The 17,453-nt window shown below is 67.8% G+C and carries 18 protein-coding genes and 1 riboswitch; of the genes, 5 read left to right on the plus strand and 13 right to left on the minus strand.

The annotated features are described in order from the left end of the window. Window positions 1-4: 4 nt before the first annotated feature. Genes ACFVVK_RS01890 through ACFVVK_RS01900 form a run of 3 tightly spaced genes read right to left on the minus strand, consistent with a single transcriptional unit; the run spans window position 5 to window position 3,106 of the window. On the minus strand, window positions 5-805 hold the full coding sequence (locus ACFVVK_RS01890) for an energy-coupling factor transporter transmembrane component T family protein (protein WP_390262615.1): 801 nt from the start codon (window positions 803-805) through the stop codon (window positions 5-7). After that, on the minus strand, window positions 802-2,418 hold the full coding sequence (locus ACFVVK_RS01895) for an ABC transporter ATP-binding protein (RefSeq protein WP_390262618.1): 1,617 nt from the start codon (window positions 2,416-2,418) through the stop codon (window positions 802-804). The genes ACFVVK_RS01890 and ACFVVK_RS01895 overlap by 4 nt, the downstream gene beginning before the upstream one ends. A 40-nt stretch (window positions 2,419-2,458) precedes the next feature. Further along, window positions 2,459-3,106, minus strand: coding sequence for an ECF transporter S component (locus ACFVVK_RS01900; RefSeq protein ID WP_390262621.1), 648 nt, complete (start codon window positions 3,104-3,106; stop codon window positions 2,459-2,461). A 66-nt stretch (window positions 3,107-3,172) separates the two neighbouring features. Then, window positions 3,173-3,315: riboswitch (TPP riboswitch) on the minus strand. 172 nt (window positions 3,316-3,487) lie between these two features. Here ACFVVK_RS01900 and ACFVVK_RS01905 point away from each other — a divergent pair. Both ACFVVK_RS01905 and ACFVVK_RS01910 read left to right on the plus strand, forming a co-directional pair. Beyond that, complete coding sequence (locus ACFVVK_RS01905) at window positions 3,488-4,042, plus strand: heme-degrading domain-containing protein (RefSeq protein ID WP_390262624.1); 555 nt, start codon at window positions 3,488-3,490, stop codon at window positions 4,040-4,042. 120 nt (window positions 4,043-4,162) lie between these two features. Then, window positions 4,163-4,423 (plus strand): DUF4235 domain-containing protein, encoded by a 261-nt coding sequence (locus ACFVVK_RS01910; protein ID WP_390262627.1) that lies wholly within the window; start codon window positions 4,163-4,165, stop codon window positions 4,421-4,423. Here ACFVVK_RS01910 and mnhG read toward each other — a convergent pair. From mnhG to ACFVVK_RS01940, 6 genes are read right to left on the minus strand one after another with little or no spacing between them, the layout of a single operon-like run. After that, window positions 4,420-4,806, minus strand: a complete 387-nt coding sequence (gene mnhG / locus ACFVVK_RS01915; protein ID WP_390262630.1) for a monovalent cation/H(+) antiporter subunit G — start codon at window positions 4,804-4,806, stop codon at window positions 4,420-4,422. The genes ACFVVK_RS01910 and mnhG overlap by 4 nt on opposite strands. After that, window positions 4,796-5,074, minus strand: a complete 279-nt coding sequence (locus tag ACFVVK_RS01920) for a monovalent cation/H+ antiporter complex subunit F (protein WP_390262633.1) — start codon at window positions 5,072-5,074, stop codon at window positions 4,796-4,798. The genes mnhG and ACFVVK_RS01920 overlap by 11 nt, the downstream gene beginning before the upstream one ends. Beyond that, a complete protein-coding gene (locus ACFVVK_RS01925; RefSeq protein WP_390262636.1) occupies window positions 5,071-5,616 on the minus strand; it encodes a Na+/H+ antiporter subunit E in 546 nt (181 codons plus the stop codon). Before ACFVVK_RS01925 ends, ACFVVK_RS01920 begins: the two co-directional genes overlap by 4 nt. Further along, complete coding sequence (locus ACFVVK_RS01930; protein WP_390262639.1) at window positions 5,613-7,226, minus strand: Na+/H+ antiporter subunit D; 1,614 nt, start codon at window positions 7,224-7,226, stop codon at window positions 5,613-5,615. The genes ACFVVK_RS01925 and ACFVVK_RS01930 overlap by 4 nt, the downstream gene beginning before the upstream one ends. After that, the gene (locus ACFVVK_RS01935; protein ID WP_390262642.1) at window positions 7,223-7,729 is read right to left on the minus strand and encodes a Na(+)/H(+) antiporter subunit C; all 507 of its coding nucleotides are present in this window, start codon (window positions 7,727-7,729) and stop codon (window positions 7,223-7,225) included. Before ACFVVK_RS01935 ends, ACFVVK_RS01930 begins: the two co-directional genes overlap by 4 nt. After that, window positions 7,726-10,773, minus strand: coding sequence for a Na+/H+ antiporter subunit A (locus tag ACFVVK_RS01940; protein ID WP_390262645.1), 3,048 nt, complete (start codon window positions 10,771-10,773; stop codon window positions 7,726-7,728). The genes ACFVVK_RS01935 and ACFVVK_RS01940 overlap by 4 nt, the downstream gene beginning before the upstream one ends. Before the next feature lie 178 nt (window positions 10,774-10,951). On the opposite strand from ACFVVK_RS01940, the gene ACFVVK_RS01945 reads away from it, so the two are divergent. From ACFVVK_RS01945 to ACFVVK_RS01955, 3 genes are read left to right on the plus strand one after another with little or no spacing between them, the layout of a single operon-like run. Next, entirely contained in the window at window positions 10,952-12,352 is a 1,401-nt protein-coding gene (locus tag ACFVVK_RS01945; RefSeq protein WP_390262648.1) for an MFS transporter, read from the plus strand. Between the two features lie 43 nt (window positions 12,353-12,395). Further along, window positions 12,396-12,878: a cation:proton antiporter regulatory subunit gene (locus ACFVVK_RS01950; protein ID WP_390262650.1), complete on the plus strand. Its 483-nt coding sequence runs from the start codon at window positions 12,396-12,398 to the stop codon at window positions 12,876-12,878. A gap of 5 nt (window positions 12,879-12,883) precedes the next feature. Beyond that, on the plus strand, window positions 12,884-14,080 hold the full coding sequence (locus ACFVVK_RS01955) for a cation:proton antiporter (RefSeq protein ID WP_390262653.1): 1,197 nt from the start codon (window positions 12,884-12,886) through the stop codon (window positions 14,078-14,080). A 33-nt stretch (window positions 14,081-14,113) separates the two neighbouring features. Here the strand turns inward: ACFVVK_RS01955 and dcd are convergent, their stop codons facing one another. The 4 genes from dcd to ACFVVK_RS01975 form a co-directional block, all read right to left on the minus strand. Further along, complete coding sequence (gene dcd / locus ACFVVK_RS01960) at window positions 14,114-14,689, minus strand: dCTP deaminase (RefSeq protein WP_390262656.1); 576 nt, start codon at window positions 14,687-14,689, stop codon at window positions 14,114-14,116. A gap of 66 nt (window positions 14,690-14,755) precedes the next feature. After that, window positions 14,756-15,205, minus strand: coding sequence for a hypothetical protein (locus ACFVVK_RS01965; RefSeq protein WP_390262659.1), 450 nt, complete (start codon window positions 15,203-15,205; stop codon window positions 14,756-14,758). A gap of 165 nt (window positions 15,206-15,370) precedes the next feature. Then, complete coding sequence (locus tag ACFVVK_RS01970; protein ID WP_390262662.1) at window positions 15,371-16,813, minus strand: polysaccharide biosynthesis tyrosine autokinase; 1,443 nt, start codon at window positions 16,811-16,813, stop codon at window positions 15,371-15,373. 54 nt (window positions 16,814-16,867) lie between these two features. Further along, window positions 16,868-17,290 carry a hypothetical protein gene (locus tag ACFVVK_RS01975; RefSeq protein ID WP_390262664.1) on the minus strand — a complete coding sequence of 141 codons (423 nt, stop codon included), beginning with the start codon at window positions 17,288-17,290 and terminating at the stop codon, window positions 16,868-16,870. Between the last annotated feature and the right edge of the window lie 163 nt (window positions 17,291-17,453).

Here is a 17,453-nt window from a genome sequence, read left to right on the forward strand (position 1 = left end):
TCTACTAGCGATTGAGGAAGACGAGATTCCAGGTTCCCGCGCTGACGGCCGCGGCGACGGCGGCGGCCGCGACGCCTACGCCGCCCAGCAGCACCCAGGCGTCGAGTCCGCTAAACGTGGACGGCCTGGCCCACGTCCGGGCCGCGCCGCCGAAACCGCGGGCTTCCATGGTGACCGCAAGCCGGGAGGCACTCCGGATCGCCTGCACGAGCAGACCGAAACTCTGGCCCAGGGTGGCGCGGACGCGCTGGTAGGGGTTGCCGCTGGAGCCCACACCCCGGGCGCGACGGGCCATGCCGATGGTCTGCCATTGCTCCGCCATGATCCCGACGAGCCGCATGGCGGCCAACGTGCCCAGAACGAACCGCTGCGGCAGTTTGGCTTTCTGGGCCAGGGCGTCGGCAAGGTCCGTGGGATCGGTGCAGCTCATCAGCAGCACCGCGGGCAGTGCGATTGCGAGCCCGCGCAGCATGAAGCCGACCCCCAGCTGCAGGGATCCGGCGCTGATGGACCAGATACCGGCGTCGATCAGGACGGCTCCGGCGTCCGGCGCGAGGATGGCGGTGCTCCAGCCGCCCAGCGCCGCCGCGAGGATCAGCGGCCAGCCGCGCTGCCACAGCAACGCCAGGGTCAGGCCGGCCAGCGGCAGGAGGAATAGTTCGCAGGCAAGGGCCACCGACGCCGAGACCCAGTCGATGGAGAGCGCCAGCACCAGGGTGATCAGTGTGACCGCCGTGAACTTGGCGAGCGGGTTGGCGCGGGTCAGCAGTGCGTGGTTGCCGCGCAGGCTGAGCGCGTCCCTCACGGCGACGCCGCCTCGGGCAGCCCGAGTTCAGGGGCCTCTGCGGTTCCGGCGGCTGCGTTCCCGGTGCCCAGGCGCAGCTCGGTCCCGCCAAGGACGGCACTGAATTCGGCGTCGTGCGTCACGGAGACGACGGCGGTGCCGGCGTCGAGGAGCTCGGAAAGGAACGAGGCGAGTTCGGCCCACGTATTGGCGTCCTGGCCGAACGTGGGCTCGTCCAGGACCAGCACCTGCGGGTGCGCGGCCAGCACGGTGGCCACCGACAGGCGCCGCTTTTCGCCGCCGGAGAGCGTGTAGGGGTTGGCCTCTACGAGCTCCGTCAGCCGCAGCCGCTCCAGCAGCTCGTCCACGCGCTCTTCACCGTAGCCGAGATGCCGGGGGCCGAACATGAGCTCGTCCAGGACCCTTCCGGTGACGAATTGGTGCTCGGGCTCCTGGAACACGGTTCCGATCCTGGCGATCAGCTGCTGGGCTTTCCACCGGTACGGGTCCGTCCCGGCACCATCGCCCAGGAGGCTGCCCAGCTCCGCCGCGGCAGATACCGTCCCGGCGGCGGGGGGCAGCAGACCGGCCAGCGTCAGCGCCAGGGTGGACTTCCCCGAGCCGTTCTGCCCGGTGATGGTCAGGGCCTCGCCGGCGCGGACCCGGGCCTGGATCCCGGACTGCACGGGCCGCGGCGGGATCCTGCGGAAGCGCTCTCGCAGCCCGGCCCGCCGCGGCCGCTCACGGGAGACGGCGAGGCCGTCCGCCGCGAGCAGCAGCGGCCCGGCGGCAGCATCCGGGGCAGTCCGGGGCCGGGTCTGCGGCACGTACCCGGGGACCCAGACTCCGGCACGGATGAGCATGTCCCGCGCCTCCGCCAGGACCTGCTCCGGCGGCCCGTCGATCAGCACCGCGGATTCCGTGGCGGTCCCGGGCTGCAGCACCACGATCCGGTCCACGAGGTCTTTCCAGACCGCCACGCGGTGCTCCACCACCACCAGGGTGGCCCCGGTCTTGTCCAGGCAGCGCCCGACGGCGTCACGGACCTCCAGGACGCCGGCGGGGTCGAGGTTGGCGGTCGGCTCGTCGAGCAGCAGCAGCCCCGGCCGCATCGCCAGGATCCCGGCCAAGGCCAGCCGCTGCTTTTGCCCGCCGGAGAGGGCCGACGTCGGGTGGTCCAGCGGCAGCCTGCCCAGCCCGACGTCGTCGAGCGCCTCGCGCACGCGCGGCCAGATCTGCGCGGCCGGGACGCAGAGGTTCTCCGCGCCGAAGGCGACGTCGTCGCCGAGGCGGGACAGCACCACCTGGGTTTCCGGGTCCTGCTGCACAAGCCCGGCGCGGCCGTGCTGCGTACGCGGCGGCGCGCCGTCGATCAGCAGGCTTCCGGTCTCGTCAGAATCCTCGGCGTCGCCGCCCGCTCCCGCGGCGCCGGCCGCGTTGTCCCCCAGCACGCCCGCCAGGGCGTGGAGCAGCGTCGATTTGCCCGCGCCGGAGGGACCCAGCAGGAGCACCCGCTCCCCCGGCCGGATGTCCAGGTCCAGGCCGCTGACCGCGGGCCGGGACCTTCCGGCGTGCCGCCAGCCCCAGCCGCGGGCCGAGACGGCGGCGGGCCGGACGCCCGTTGTAGATGTCATGAGTTGTCTGCAGGTTTCAGAAGAGGATTCCGTGAACGGTTCAGGAGAAGACGGGCTCCGTGGCGGCCTTGCGGGAGGCGAAGGAGCCCAGCACGCCGGTTTTGGCCAGCCCGCGGGTTGCGAGCCACGACAATCCGCCGGCTATCACTGCGCCGGAGATGGTGGTGAAGATGATGTAGGCGAGCTTGTCCCCTGCTTCGTAAGCGATGTTCCAGCCCCACGGCAGGAAGGAGTCGTTCAGGCCGCAGAAGAGGCCCGCTCCGGCGCCGGCCAGCAGCGACACCGGCAGGTTGAATTTCTTGTAGAGGAAGGCCGCGAAGACCAGTTCCGCGCCGAGACCCTGCAGGACACCGGAGATCAGCACCGTGGTGCCGTACTGCGAGCCCATGATCAGCTCACCGGTGGCTGCCACGGATTCACAGAACAGCGCCGCCCCGGGTTTGCGGATGATGAGCATGCCCAGCACGGCCGGGATCATCCATCCGCCGGCGTAGAGGCCGGTCAGCGGCGGGTAGAGCGCATTGACCGGAGTCGAAATCAGGTTGGCGCCCTGGGACCAGGCCCAGAAGATGACGCCGCCGGCCACGGCGATCAAGGCGGCCACCACAATGTCCACCACGCGCCAGCTGTAGTTGCGCGGCGCGGATGAGCGGCTGGTGGAATCATGCTGTGCTGAAATATCTGTCATGTCGTCCTCCTGAGGAACAGGAGGGGAGGGTGCTCCGGCCGGGCTCGGCTTTCGCCGTCCTCCGCGCACCCTGAGAACTCGACTCCCTTGCGCCGGTACTAACCGGATCAGGTTCGAGGGTCTGCGGCTGTCCGCACTCTCAGCGCCCACCAATGGTGTCCCCGGATTTTCCGGCGACGCCCGACGGCGGCGCTCCCCTGTCGTAATTATTTCGCCCTTGTGGGCTGGCTCAGTTTACACCCGAACGGCCGGGATTTCAGCGGTACACCTTGACACAGACGGGGTGCCCTGCTGCCGGGAACAACCGCTTGGTAGAGTCATCGTGCCGGACCCCCGGACCCGCCAGAGGCGGCCTCGTTCCCACCGGAAAGCTGGATCATCTTGACGCACACACCAGCCACGCCAAACCCCTCCGGGGACTACGACCCGGACTCGAGCGAGCCGCAGCCGCCGGGCTCCCTCGCGGCGCTCATCGGCCGCGTGCTGGCCGAGATCGACGCGCTTCAGTTCGCCTCGTTCAACAAGGACACCGCGCTGGACCTCGGACTCCTCCTTGTCGAGCTGGGCCGGCAACGCTCGCTGCCCATCGCCATCGACATCACCAAGGGCGAGCAGGTGCTCTTCCACGCGGCGCTGGAGGGCGCCACACCGGACAACGAGCGCTGGATCAACGCCAAGAAGCGCACTGCGCAGCGGTACGAGGTCCCGTCCCTGCTGGTGGGGCTCCGCGCCCGCGCTGCTGGCGGCCGGATTGAGGACAATGCCTGGTTCGATCAGATGGAGTTCGCCGCCCACGGCGGGGCGTTCCCCATCTACGTGCGCGGCACGGGGGCCGTCGCCGTCGTGACCGTCTCCGGGCTGCCGCAAAAGGCAGACCACGAGCTGGTGGTGGAGGCGCTCCGGCTGGTCCTCACCCCGGAAAGCACCACCCCTTAACCCTCGACCCGGGCACCCGGCCGTCCTGGCGTGCACGTCCGCTCCGGCAATGCACTGGACCCGCCGTCTGGCCAGCTAGGCTAGGGGAAGCCCAGTCCCGCGCCCCAAGGAGACCTAAGAATGAACATCCTCATCAAGCTGCTCGGCACCGGCGTCAGCCTCATCGCCGGCTTCGCCGGCACCAAACTGGTGGACACCCTCTGGGAAAAGTCGACGGGCAGCAAGCCGCCCAAGGGCGACGACGACGTCCCCACCACGCTGCGCGAAGCCCTGACGTTCGCCTTGATCTCGGCCGCGGTCAGCGCCATCATCCAGGTGCTTGCGAACCGCGGCACCCAGCGTGCCATCACGCGTTTCGCCAAGACCCAGGACATCGTCTAGGCGGATCCGGCGCCTTCGTCCGGCCCGCGCTTGGCCGCCGCCTGCTGGACCACGGCCTCGAGCTCGTCGGAGCTCAACAGTTCCGGGTGCAGGTGTTTGGTCCGGTAGCCGGCGCGTCCCACCATGTGGGCCGACACGGGGACGGTGAGCAGCTGGAAGAGCCAGGCCACCACCAGCACGGGCCACACCCACCAGGTGCGCATCTGCAGGCCAAGGGCGGCCAGCAGCAGGAACAGGCCGAGGACCTGCGGCTTCGTGGCGGCGTGCATCCTGCTCATGAGGTCCGGGAACCGCAGCAGCCCGATCGCGGCGCCGAGGGACATCAGCGCCCCGGTCACCATGAAAACGGCGGAAACCGCGTCGATTACTGCGTCAGGATTCACGGGCATTACCTCTCCGGTCGGCCACGAACCGGGCCACAGTGACGGAACCGACAAAGCCGATGAGGGACATCGCCACCACCAGCATCAGGTTGTTCAGGTGGCGGTTAACGGCCATGTCGACGCACAATGCCGCCCCGAAGATGGCCAGCAGCACGTCCGCGGCCAAGACCCGGTCCAGCAGCGAGGGGCCCCGCGCGATCCGGACGATCGCCCCCGCGGCGGCCAGGGAGAGGACGACGGCGGTCACCGCCAGGACTGTCTGCATCATCCGGCGGCCTCCTGTGTGAGCGCGGAAAGTTCCTCTTTGGTTCCCATGATCCTGATCAGCCCGGCTTCGGTGTCCCGGACCTCCTTGCGCAGCTTGGCCGCGTCCTGGGCGTTGCGGACGTTGATGGCGTGGATGTAGAGGGTGGACGTGGACCTGTCCACCTCCACCACGAGGGAGCCGGGAATCAGCGAGAGCACATGCCCGGTGGCGGTTACGAGGAGATCGGAGTGGCTCCGCAACGGCACGGCGACGATAGCGCTGATGACGTTCGGCCCGCGGGCGACAGCAAGGTAGAGGACCTGGAAGCTCGCCACGGCGACTTTTCCGATGAAGACCAGGGCGAAGGGGACCGCCCGGAGTACGTTGAAGCGGCCGCCAAGTTCCACCGGGGGCAGGTACAAGAGGCGCGCCACGAGCACGGCGATCAGGGCACCGAAGAGGAGATTGCCCGGGCTGAAGTCCTGCCACAGGGCGCCCCACACAAAGACGAGCCACACCAGCAGCGGCAGCTCTTGGCGCAGGGAGATCCGTTTCCGGCTCATTTCCCGCCTCCCTGCTGCCCCGGCAGCGCCGCCGGCGGCACGGGAGCATTCCCGCCCAGCACGGCCTGGATGTACGGGGACCGCTCCAGCATCTGCTGGGCGGACTGGTCGGCCACCCGGAAGAACGGCCCGGCGAAGACCGTCAGGGCCACGCCAAAGACCACCAGGCCCAGCGTGGAACCGACCATGGTGCGCGGCAGCAGGGTCACGTTCGTCCTGCCGGCCCGGTCTCCGGTGGCGGAGTCCTCCGGAGCCGCCAGGAGCACAGGATCGGGGTGTTCGGCGTCGCTGGGCTTGCGCCAGAACGCCCGGTTCCAGACCCGGGCGACCGCAAGCAGGGTCAGCAGGCTCGTCAGCACGCCCCCAATCACCAGGGCATAGGCCAGCGGCGTGCCGAGCTCGACGCCTGCCTGGAGAAGCCCCAGCTTGCCGAGGAATCCGGAGAAGGGCGGAATGCCGGCGAGGTTCATGGCGGGAATGAAGAACAGCACCGCCAGGACCGGGGACAGCTTGGCCAGCCCGGCCACCCGGTCCACGGACGAGCTGCCGCCCCGGCGTTCGATCAGGCCGGTCACCAGGAACAGGCTGGTCTGGATGGTGATGTGGTGGGCCACGTAAAAGACGGCGGCGCCCAGGCCGGCCACCGTGGACATCGCCAGGCCGAACACCATGTAGCCGATGTGGCTGACCAGGGTGAAGGACAAGAGACGTTTGATGTCGCTTTGGGCCAGGGCGCCCAGAATCCCCACCACCATGGTCAGCAGTGCCGCGACCATCAGCGGGGCGTTGAGCGCATCGCCCGGGAAGAGCAGCGTCTCCGTGCGGACCATCGCGTAGACGCCCACCTTGGTCAGCAACCCGGCAAACACGGCGGTGACGGGGGCGGGTGCGGTGGGATAGGAGTCGGGGAGCCAAAAGGACAGCGGGAACACGGCGGCCTTGATGCCGAAGGCGACGAGCAGCAGAACGTGGAGCAGCGTCCGGGTGCCCTGGTCCAGGTCCCCGAGTTTGATGGCGAGGTCCGCCATGTTGATGGTTCCGGTGGCGCCGTAGATCATGGCGATCGCGATCAGGAACAGCACCGAGGACACCACGGAGACCACCACATACGTCACACCCGCCCGGATGCGCGGGCCGGTCCCGCCGAGCGTGATGAGGACGTAGCTGGCGGTCAGCAGGATCTCAAAGCCGACGTAGAGGTTGAAGAGGTCCCCGGAGAGGAATGCATTGGACACCCCGGCCACCAAGATCAGGTAGGTGGGGTGGAAGATGGAAACCGGCGCGTCGCGGTCGCCGTCGGCCATGCCCTGTCCCGTCGCGTAGATCAGCACGGCGAGGCTCACAGCCGAGGACACCACGAGCATCAGCGAGGAAAACTGGTCCACCACCATCACGATGCCCCACGGCGGCAGCCAGCCGCCGATGTTGACGGCGGCCGTCCCGCCGTCCCAGACGGAGGCCAGCAGCCAGCATTCCAGCGCCAGGGTCAGTGTCAGGAGGGCGATGCTGACCGCCCGCTGCGCGCGGGTGTAGCGGATCAGCAGGAAGGTCAGGGCGGCGCCCAGAATGGGGAGTACGACGGCGAGCGGGGCAAAGCTGGCGATGTTCACTCTCCGCCTCCTTCCGGTCTGCGGTCAGCGTTCGGGGGGTCAACATTTAGGGAGCCGGGCTGTTCCTCGGCCGCGGCTTTGATCATGGCCAGCGGAAACTCCGAGGTCTCAACCGGAATCTCGGCGTCGTCCTCGGCGTCGAAGCTCGGCGTTTCGGCGACGCGGCGGTCCTCGGCGTCGTCCTGGATTTCATCCTGTCGGGCCAGCACCCACGTCCGGTAGATGATGCCGAGCATGAACGCCGTCACGGCAAACGAGATCACGATCGAGGTCAGGATCAGCGCTTGCGGCAGGGGGTCGTTGTAATCCCCGGCCGGGGTGTCCTTGTTGAAGATCGGCGCCAGGCCGGCGTAGCCGCCGGTGGCAAGGAGCAGCAGGTTGGTGGCGTTGGCCAGCAGCATGAGGCCCAGCAGCACCCTGGTGAGGCTGCGTTCGAGAAGCAGGTAGATGCCGCAGGCGTACAGGGCCCCCATGACCGTCAGCAGGGTCAGATTGACGCTCATGCTTTCCCCCCGGCAATGGCTTCGGTGTCAGCAATTTCCGCGGCGGCCCCGCCGTCTTCCCGGTCTTCGGAGGGCCCGGCGGCCTGTTCTTCTTCGAAGTGCTCGTCAATTTCAGCCCCCAGGCTGCGCAGCACGTCCAGGGCAAGGCCGACCACCACGATGTAGACGCCGATATCGAAGATGGTCGAGGTGACGAACTTGATGTCGCCGAACACGGGCAACCAAAGCTCCACAATGGCGCTCTGGAACACCTGGCCGCCCAGGAGCAGCGGCGTCATCCCCGTGGCCGCGGCCGTGGCCAGGCCGATTCCCAGCAGGGTGCCCGCACCAACAGGGGTGGCCTCGTGAAGTTCGAAACGGCCGCCGGCGAGATACCGGATCGTCAGGGCGAGGCCGGCCGTGAGACCCCCGGCGAAGCCGCCGCCGGGCAGGTTGTGGCCGGCGAGGAGCAAATAGACAGAGAAGACGATCAGCGAATGAAAGATCAGGCGGGTGACCACCTCGAAGATGATCGAGCGGCGTTCGGGGGCCAGGGTCCGGCCCGCTACCAGCCACGCGTCCCGCGCGGCGGCCGCGAACCGCCGGCTCAGTGCCAGGGCGGCGTGGTCCCGGGTGCCGCCCCTGGCTTCGGCCCGGCGGCCGACGGTGCCTTCCGCGACTGTCTCCGACGTCCGGACCCGGTCACCGCGGCCGCGGACGAAGATGAGGCTCGCCACGCCGGTGGCGGCCAGTGCCAGGACGGAGATCTCGCCAAAGGTGTCCCAGGCCCGGATGTCCACCAAAGCCACGTTGACGACGTTGAGGCCACCGCCGCCCTCGTAGGCGAGTTGCGGGAACTGCAGGGAGATCGGCGGAACCACGCGGGCGCCCAGGGCGTAGATGGCCACGAATATCATGGTGACGCCGAATGCCAGGCCGATCACCACCCGGATGACCCGGTACTTGCCTCCGGTGCGGTCCCGCAGCTCCGCCGGAAGGCTGCGCATGGCCAGCACGAACGCCACCAGGATGATGGTTTCGACCAGCATCTGGGTCAGCGCGAGGTCCGGCGCGCCCTGTAGCGCGAACATTAGGGCAATCCCGTAGCCGGTGACCGACACCATCAGGACGGCCAGGAATCTCTTGTTGGCGCGGACCGCGGCCACCGCTCCGATCACGATGCCGGCACCGGCCACCAGTTGCAGCGGCGCGCCCGGATCGATGACGTAGAGGCCGGGCGGCAGCGGCTTGTCGGACAGGAGCAGCACTGTCAGCGGCAGTGCAAACGCCACGGTGAGGATCACTGAGAGGTAGAAGAACAGCGAGCCTCGCTGGGTCCGGCCGGTAACCCAGACCGCGGTGTCGTCCAGCGCGCCGATCGTCTGCTGGTAGGCCCGGTCGGCGTCGACCCAGCCCGGCACACGTGACTGCAGCCTGGCCACGGCGTTCCGCCCGTAGAACATGGCCGCACCGAAGGCGAACGTCACCGCGGTCAGGCCCAGGGCCGGGGTCAGGCCGTGCCACAGCGCCAGGTGGCCGGGCGAGGAGGTGCCGGCGTCGACAACTGGGCCATCGACAAAAAGCTCGGCATACGGCTGGATCCAGCCGTCCACGACGGCGGGCCACAGGCCGTAAAGGATCGTGAGCAGGCTCAGGATCGCCGGCGCGGCAAGGAAGGCCGGCCTGATCGGTTTGAACGCGGTCGGCTCAACGCCGGGCTTCACGGCGAAGGCGCCCCACAGGAACCGGGCGCTGTAGGCGAAGGTCAGGATGGACCCCAGGACCAGGCCGGCGAGCAGCCACGGTCCGGAGCCGGGACCGGTGGCGGCCCCGGTGCTGTAATCAATGAAGGCCTCGAACACTGATTCCTTGGCAACGAAGCCGGCCAGCGGGGGGATGCCCGCCATCGAGGCGGCGCCGATGGCCGCGACGATGCCCAAGGCGCGTGCCGAACCGTAGACGCCGGAGAGTTCACGGATGTCCCGGGTCCCGGACTGGTGGTCGATGATGCCTACCACCAGGAAGAGCGTGGCCTTGAACAGCCCGTGCGCCAGGAGCATGGCGAGTCCCGCGAGCGCCCCCTCGGGGGTGCCGAGCCCCACCACCATGGTCAGGAAGCCCAGCTGGCTCACTGTGCCGTAGGCGAGGATGAGCTTGATGTCGGTCTGCCGCAGCGCACGGTAGCCGCCCACGAGCATGGTGGCCAGGCCCAGGCCGAGCACGATCGGCAGCCAGGGCGCGGTGCCGGCGAACCCGGGGGCCAGGCGGGCCACCAGGTAGATCCCGGCCTTCACCATCGCCGCGGCGTGCAGGTAGGCGCTGACGGGCGTGGGGGCGGCCATCGCGCCGGGGAGCCAGAAGTGGAACGGCACCAGGGCCGATTTGGTGATGGCGCCGACCAGGATCAGCACGACGGCGGCGCTCACCGCCCCTGCCCCGGGGCCGGCGACGAGCGCAGGAGCCTGCTCCAGGATGGCCTCGATCCGGTAGGTTCCGGCCACCGAACCCAGGATGATGAGCCCCACGAGCATGGCCAGGCCGCCGGCGGTGGTCACCACGAGCGCCTGCAGCGCCGAGCGCCGGGCGGACAGCCGGGTGCGGGCGTAGCCGATTAGCAGGTAGGACAGCACCGTGGTCAGTTCCCAGAAGATAAACATCAGCAGGAGGTCGTCCGCGATGACCAGCCCGAACATGGCGCCGGCGAAGGCCAGGAGCTGGGCCCCGAACCCACCGAGGTAGTCGTCCTTGTTCTTGAAATACCGTGCGCAATAGACCAGCACCAGGGCGCCCACGCCAAGGACCAGCAGGGACATGACCCAGGCCAGGGCATCCATCCGGAACGCGAGTTCCAGCTGGAGGACGGGAATCCAGGGCAGCACTTCGGTGATCGCCCCGGGGCTGGAAGGAACTGCGTCGGAATAGATGGCGCCGTGCTGCAGCAGCAGCCAGACGAAGGAGGCCGCGGGGACCGCGGCCAGGGCATAGAAGGAATTCCTGCCGAACTTTCGGAACAGCAGCGGGGCCACAGCGGCCACCGCAAAGTGCACGGCAAGAACTGTGATCACTGGTGTCTCCGCAACGTCAAGGTTTCGATCATCGGCAAGTTGGAGCAGGCGGGTTATTCGTTAGGTTCGGTGGGGACAGTTTACCAAGCGTGTACAAATTCTTTCGGCCGGGACTCCGTCAGCGCGGCGCCATGCCCGGAAGAATGCTTCCCCACCTCGGACGACTACCATTCAGGCTATGAACACTGCCGCCCCCGAAGCCATGCCAGGGTCGTCCGAGCTGGAATCGGGAAGCCCCGGCTCGCGCAAGGGCCGAATCCTCGCCTGGGCCGCCTGGGACTGGGGCTCGGCAGCCTTCAACGCCGTCATGACCACCTTTGTCTTCACCGTCTACCTGACCTCCAAGGCATTTGGCGGTCAGGACCAGGCCTCCGCGGCCCTGGGCGCCGCGCTGGCCGTTGCCGGCGCGGCGGTCGCCGTCCTGGCCCCGGTCACCGGACAGCGGTCGGACGCCGCCGGGCGGCGCAGGCTTTGGCTGGGGGTCAACACGGCCGCCGTCGTGCTGTTGACCGGACTGTGTTTCTTTGTCTTCCCGCGGCCGGAGTTCCTGATCCTCGGCGTCACGCTGATCGCGCTGGCCAACGTCTTCTTCGAATTCGCCGCGGTCAACTACAACGCCATGCTCACCCAGGTCTCCACGCCGCGGAACATCGGCAAGGTCAGCGGTTTCGGCTGGGGGATGGGGTATCTCGGCGGCATCGTGGCGCTTCTGATTGTGCTCCAGCTCTTTGTCCAGCCCAGCTTCGGCTGGTTTGGCGCCTCCACCGCGGAGAGCCTCAATATCCGGCTGGTGGCGGTGTTTTCCGCCCTGTGGTTCTTCGTTTTCGCCCTGCCCGTGCTCGTCGCCGTTCCGGAACTGCCCCGCTCCGCGCGGGGTTCGGGCCTTGGCCTCTTCGCTTCCTACGGACTGCTCTTCCGACGCATCAAAGCGATCTACCGGACCAGCCCGCACACCATTTACTTCCTGCTCGCCAGCGCCATCTTCCGCGACGGGCTGGCGGCCGTGTTCACCTTCGGCGGGGTGATCGCGGCCGGAACCTTCGGGTTCGAGCTCAAGGACGTCATCGTCTTCGCCATTTTCGGAAACGTCGTGGCGGCCGCTGGCGCCATGCTCGGCGGTTCCCTGGATGACAGGATCGGGCCCAAGTCCGTCATTGTCGCGTCGCTGGCCGGCCTGTTGCTCGCGGGCACCGCCATACTGCTGCTCGGCAACGGGAACCACCATGTCTTGGGCGTGGACTGGACGGGAACCACAACATTCTGGGTCTTCGGCCTGTTCCTGTGCCTCTTCGTCGGCCCGGCACAGTCCTCGTCCCGTGCCTACCTTGCCCGGCTCGCGCCGCACGGCGAATCCGGCGAACTCTTCGGCCTCTACGCCACCACGGGCCGGGCCGTGAGTTTCCTCGCCCCGGCCCTTTTCACCCTCTGCATCACCCTCGCCACCCCCTTCGTCGCCACCGGCCAGGCGCAGCGATGGGGAATTCTCGGCATCATGGTGGTGCTGCTGGCCGGCCTGCTGGCCCTGCTGCCCGTCAAAGCCCCGGATAAGGCCGAGATCGCCGTCGTCCCCGCGGCCTGAGGCGCGGCGTCCGCAAATCCGGTTCGCGCACTAGGCTGAAGCTATGAACGTGGATGAGACAGACCTCCCCGGCCTCGGCCGGCGCAAGGACTTCATGACTGCCTCCGGCCGCCGGATCGGCGTGGTCGAATACCGTGAAGGCCAGACGGAACTGATCGTCTCGGCCTGGGATGATCCTGACACGTGCCAGGCCTCCATCCCGCTGACCGCGGACGAGGCTGCCACCCTCGGCAACCTCCTGGGCGGACAGCGCCTCATCATGCAGCTCTCGGAAGCCCACCGGGAAGTCCCCGGCATTGTCACCCGACAGTTCTCGATCAGCGCCGAATCCCCCTTCCAGAACCAGCCGATGGGCAAAGCGTGCATCCGGACCCGCAGCGGGGTCTCGATCGTGGCCATCATGCGCGAAGGCGAGGTCCTCCCCTCCCCGGGGCCCGACGTCGTCCTCCACCCCGGTGACCTCCTCGTTGCGGTGGGAACGCAAGAAGGCCTGGACACGGCGGCCGGCATCCTCCGCAACGGATAACCGGGATGGACCCGCTCGCACTGGCCCTGATCGAGCTGGGGGCTGTCGTCTTCTGCCTCGGCCTGCTGGCCAGACTGGCCGGGCGGATCGGCATGTCCCCCATCCCGCTCTACCTGCTGGGCGGCCTCTTTTTCGGCGCCGGGGGCCTCGTCAAGCTCGAAGGCATGCACGAGTTCGCCCACCTCTCAGGCGAAATCGGCGTCATTCTCCTGCTGCTTATGCTTGGACTGGAATATACGGCGGCGGAGCTCGTCACCGGGCTGAGGCGCTCCTGGCAGGCCGGGGTCCTGGATCTGGTGCTCAATTTTCTGCCCGGTGCAGGACTTGCCGTGATGCTGGGTTGGGGCGTCGTGGGAGCCATGGTGATGGGCGGCGTGACGTACATTTCATCTTCCGGCATCGCAGCCAAAGTCATCACCGACCTCGGCCGGATCGGTAACCGGGAAACCCCGGTGGTCCTTTCCATCCTGGTCCTCGAAGATCTCGCGATGGCCGTGTACTTGCCGGTCCTGACGGCCACCCTGGCCGGCGTCAGCTTCCTGATCGGACTGACCACCGTAGGAATTTCCCTGGCCGTCGTTTCCCTAGTCCTGCTGGTGGCCCTGCGCCACGGCCACCATGTGTCAAAGGCGGTGCACAGCGAGAACTCCGAGGTATTCCTGCTCAATCTGCTCGGGGCCGCGCTGCTCGTGGCCGGGCTGGCGGCTGCCATGCAGGTCTCCGCCGCAGTGGGCGCATTCCTGCTCGGCATCGCGATTTCCGGCGCCACAGCCCACAGCGCCACCCGCGTCCTGGAACCGCTCCGGGACCTCTTCGCGGCGATCTTCTTTGTGGTTTTTGGCCTCAACACCGACCCCCGGTCAATCCCGCCCGTCCTGGGCTGGGCCCTGCTGCTGGCCCTGGTCACCGCAGCCACCAAGGTGATCACCGGATATTGGGCGGGGAAACGGGCCGGGATCGGGGTTCCCGGCCGTTTTCGAGCCGGAGCCGCCCTTATCGCGAGGGGCGAATTTTCCATTGTCATCGCAGGCCTGGCCGTTGCCTCCGGGGCGGTGCCCTCGGACCTAGCTGCCCTCGCCACCGCATACGTTCTGGTCATGGCGATCGCCGGGCCGATCGCCGCCCGCTTCGTGGAACCAATCGTCCGGCTGCTGCGCCGCCCGGCGCGCCGGCCGGCCGTCCCAAACACTGGCCCGGCGTAGGGCATCGCTCGCGCAAACTGGCGCCCGAGCTGACTAGATGTCCGTGCGGTGGAAATTCAGGTGGCTGCGGCTCGCCGTCGGGCCGCGCTGGCCCTGGTAACGGTTGCCGTACTCGCCCGAACCGTAGGGGTGCTCCGCGGCGGACGAAAGCCGGAAGAAGCACAACTGGCCGATCTTCATGCCGGGCCACAGCTTGATGGGAAGAGTCGCCACGTTGGACAGTTCCAGTGTCACGTGGCCGGAGAACCCGGGATCGATGAAACCCGCCGTCGAGTGCGTCAGGAGGCCGAGCCGGCCGAGCGAGGACTTGCCCTCAAGGCGGGCTGCAATGTCGTCCGGCAGCGTCACGGTCTCATAGGTGGAGCCCAGGACGAACTCGCCCGGGTGCAGGATGAACGGCTCCCCGGACTCCACCTCCACCAGCCGGGTCAGCTCAGGCTGCTCCTCGGCCGGATCAATGTGGGCGTATTTGTGGTTGTCGAACAGCCGGAAGAACTTGTCGATCCTGACGTCCACCGAGGACGGCTGGACCATGACGGGGTCGAACGGTTCAAGGACAATCCGCTGGGAGTCGATTTCGGTTCGAATGTCGCGGTCAGAGATCAGCACAGGTTCAAAAATACCTCACGCGTTGCCCGGTGGGGGCTCTGAGTCGGCTGCGGCTGCCGGGACGCCCTAGGCTGCGGTGCGCTGCTGCTGCTCGAGCACGGCCTTGAGCCGTTCCAACTGGGCGACCTGGGCCTTCATAGCCCGCCGGACTCTCGGAGACACCAGGAACAGGGCGGCTCCGAGTCTGCACCGCAGCGCGAACCGGACGCACGTGCTGCTGCCCTCCGTGCTCAGGTAGTAGCCGCCGTGCGGACGCCCCGGACCGGTGAGGACCTGGAACTGGATCTCGGTGCCGGGCCGGGTCACCGTAAGTTCGAAGTCGGCAGCCGCCCAGCGCCGCTCTGCGGCGGCAAAGTGCGGCCGGTAGACGGCGCCCGGGGATCCCGCCGAGCCGGAGACCAGCTCGACGCCGCCGAGTCCGTCGCGCCACAGCGGGAGGTTTACCGGGTCCACCAGAAAGTTGTAGATGCTGATCGCGTCGCGGTGGATCACGACGTCGTTTTCTGCCTGGGCCACGGAGATCCTCGCTGTCGGGCTACTGGTGCATGTAGCCCGTTCCCCGGAAGACTGCAGCTAACCCCTTCAGAATATCCAGCCGGGCCCGCCCTGCATCCCTTGCGTGCCCGGCCTTTACAGAAGAGTTATCAGCTGCCCCCGTGGCGGCTTCCCTCGAATCCGCCATCAAATTTCTACACTGACAACCTCCCCTCGCCGGACGTGGGATGGGCGGCCGGGCCCGTCGCCGCCTCGCGCGGGCGGAATGGCTTCCGGCCGCGGAACACCGTATCCGGCGACATACGCGGTGTTGGCGTCGGGACCCCTCCGCGGGATCCTGTTCTGGACAACGCCGAGAATGCTGGCGTCAACGAAATTAAGCTGGTCGATGGCCTTCGCCAGGCTGTGCTGACTCACCCTCTTCGTTCCGACGACGAGCAACACACTGTCCGTGCTTCTGGTCAGTACGCTGGCGTCGGTGACCGGAAGGATTGGGGGCGCGTCCACGATGATGAGGTCGAACGTCATCTGCAGCTCCTCGAGAAGCCTGCTCATAGCTGCCGAGCCGAGGAGCTCACTGGGGTTGGGCGGCAGCGGCCCCGAGGCGAGAACCGCCAGCCCGTCGTCCGACCAGTACTGGATGCTGTCTTCGAGGCTGGATGACCCTACGAGAACGGTGGTGAGACCGATTCCCCCCTCGATTCCGGTGGCGGCAGCCACTGAGGGAAGACGAAGGTCGGCGTCGACCAGAATGACTTTTTGGCCGCCCTTGGCGACCGTGAGGGCGAGGTTCAGCGCTACCGTGCTCTTCCCCTCGCCGGCCGACGCCGACGTCACAACGATTGAGCGCATCGGCCGGTTCACTCCCGCGAACTGTAGGTTCGTCCTGAGTTTCCGGAACGCTTCCGCCCCTGTGCCTGCCAACACGAACGGCGCGGCACCTGACAGGCGTCCGGAAGCCTGTTCAGTGATTCCGGCCAGAAGCGGCAGATCGGTCATCTTGCGCAGGTCCGATTCGGTCCTGATGTTGCGATCCAGGACATGCCGCAACACCGCCGCCCCGATACCTGCGGCCAGCCCGTACAGCAGGCCCAACGCCAGATCCAGCTTCACATTCGGGTTGGACGGCTCGGTCGGGGAGCTGGCGTAATCCACGGGGCTAAGCCGGATCGGAGTCGGTGTTCCGTTCGTCGGCCGCTCAAGGTCCGCGACGGCCGTGACCAAGCTGGCGGCCACCGCATTGGCGATGTCGGCGCTCCGCTGGGCGGACCCGTCCCGCGCCTCGATGTCGATGATCACCGTATTGCGCGCAGTGGATACTTTAATCTTGGCGGCCAACGCCTCCGGGGTCATACCGAGATGAAGCTTGTCGATGACCGGCTGGAGAACAGTCGGTTTCGACGTGACGTCAACATACGACTGGACTCGTGCCAGGGCGAAGACGCTGCCCTGCTGCAATTCTGCGGACGTCTCCGAGTTCTGCGTCGAGACAAAGAGACTGGTCGACGCCGTGTACGACGTCGGCGTCAGCAGGGACGCCACGCCGGCGACGAGCGTTCCCAGCAGGGCCAGGACTGTGATTAGACGCCAGTTGCGGCGCAGTATGAGCAGTTGTTCACGGGCATCCATTGTGGGTCCTTCCCCAAATCGCGGCCGCTGCAGTTTCGACGAATCGGCGCGATTTCATGCCGTCAGCCAGGTGTAGCATCCGGTCGAGACAACCCGGACGGCGCCTGCCGGGATGCTCACGGCAGAGCTGCCGTCTGACTCCGCAATTACGTGCCTGGCCGCGTCATAAGCGGCCAGCGTGCAGCTGGGGGACGGGTTCCACGCCTCGTACTTACCTGCAGCGATCGGCCCGTTGTCAGCCTTGGGCGCACCGGCGCCGAGGGTAAAATCACCGTCGGTGAAACCGTGGCTGGCGGCCTCGAGCTCGGGCTGGAGTCCGGGGCACAGGTTCGCTATGGCGGCGGCACTCTCGGCGTCGCTCTTCTCGATCAGCTGGGACACGACGGCCTTCGGGTCGACTGCCTTTACTGCCTCGTACTGGGCACACATGTCTTGGCCAACCTGCAGCACGGCGTTGGGGTCTGCACCCTTCGGCACTCGCGCAGCGAGGTACTTCTGTTCAGAGGGGGCGAAAGTGGCTTTGGGGGCCGCTTGCGGCTGTTGGGCCTGGGCGTCGGGTGGGATCGTGGCAGCGTCGGTCGGTGTGCTCGTCGCCGTGGCCCCGGCAGCCGGCGGTGGAGCGGAAGGACCAAGCGGCGCG

Source organism: Arthrobacter sp. NPDC058192 (assembly GCF_042883665.1).
Taxonomy (GTDB): Bacteria; Actinomycetota; Actinomycetes; order Actinomycetales; family Micrococcaceae; genus Arthrobacter.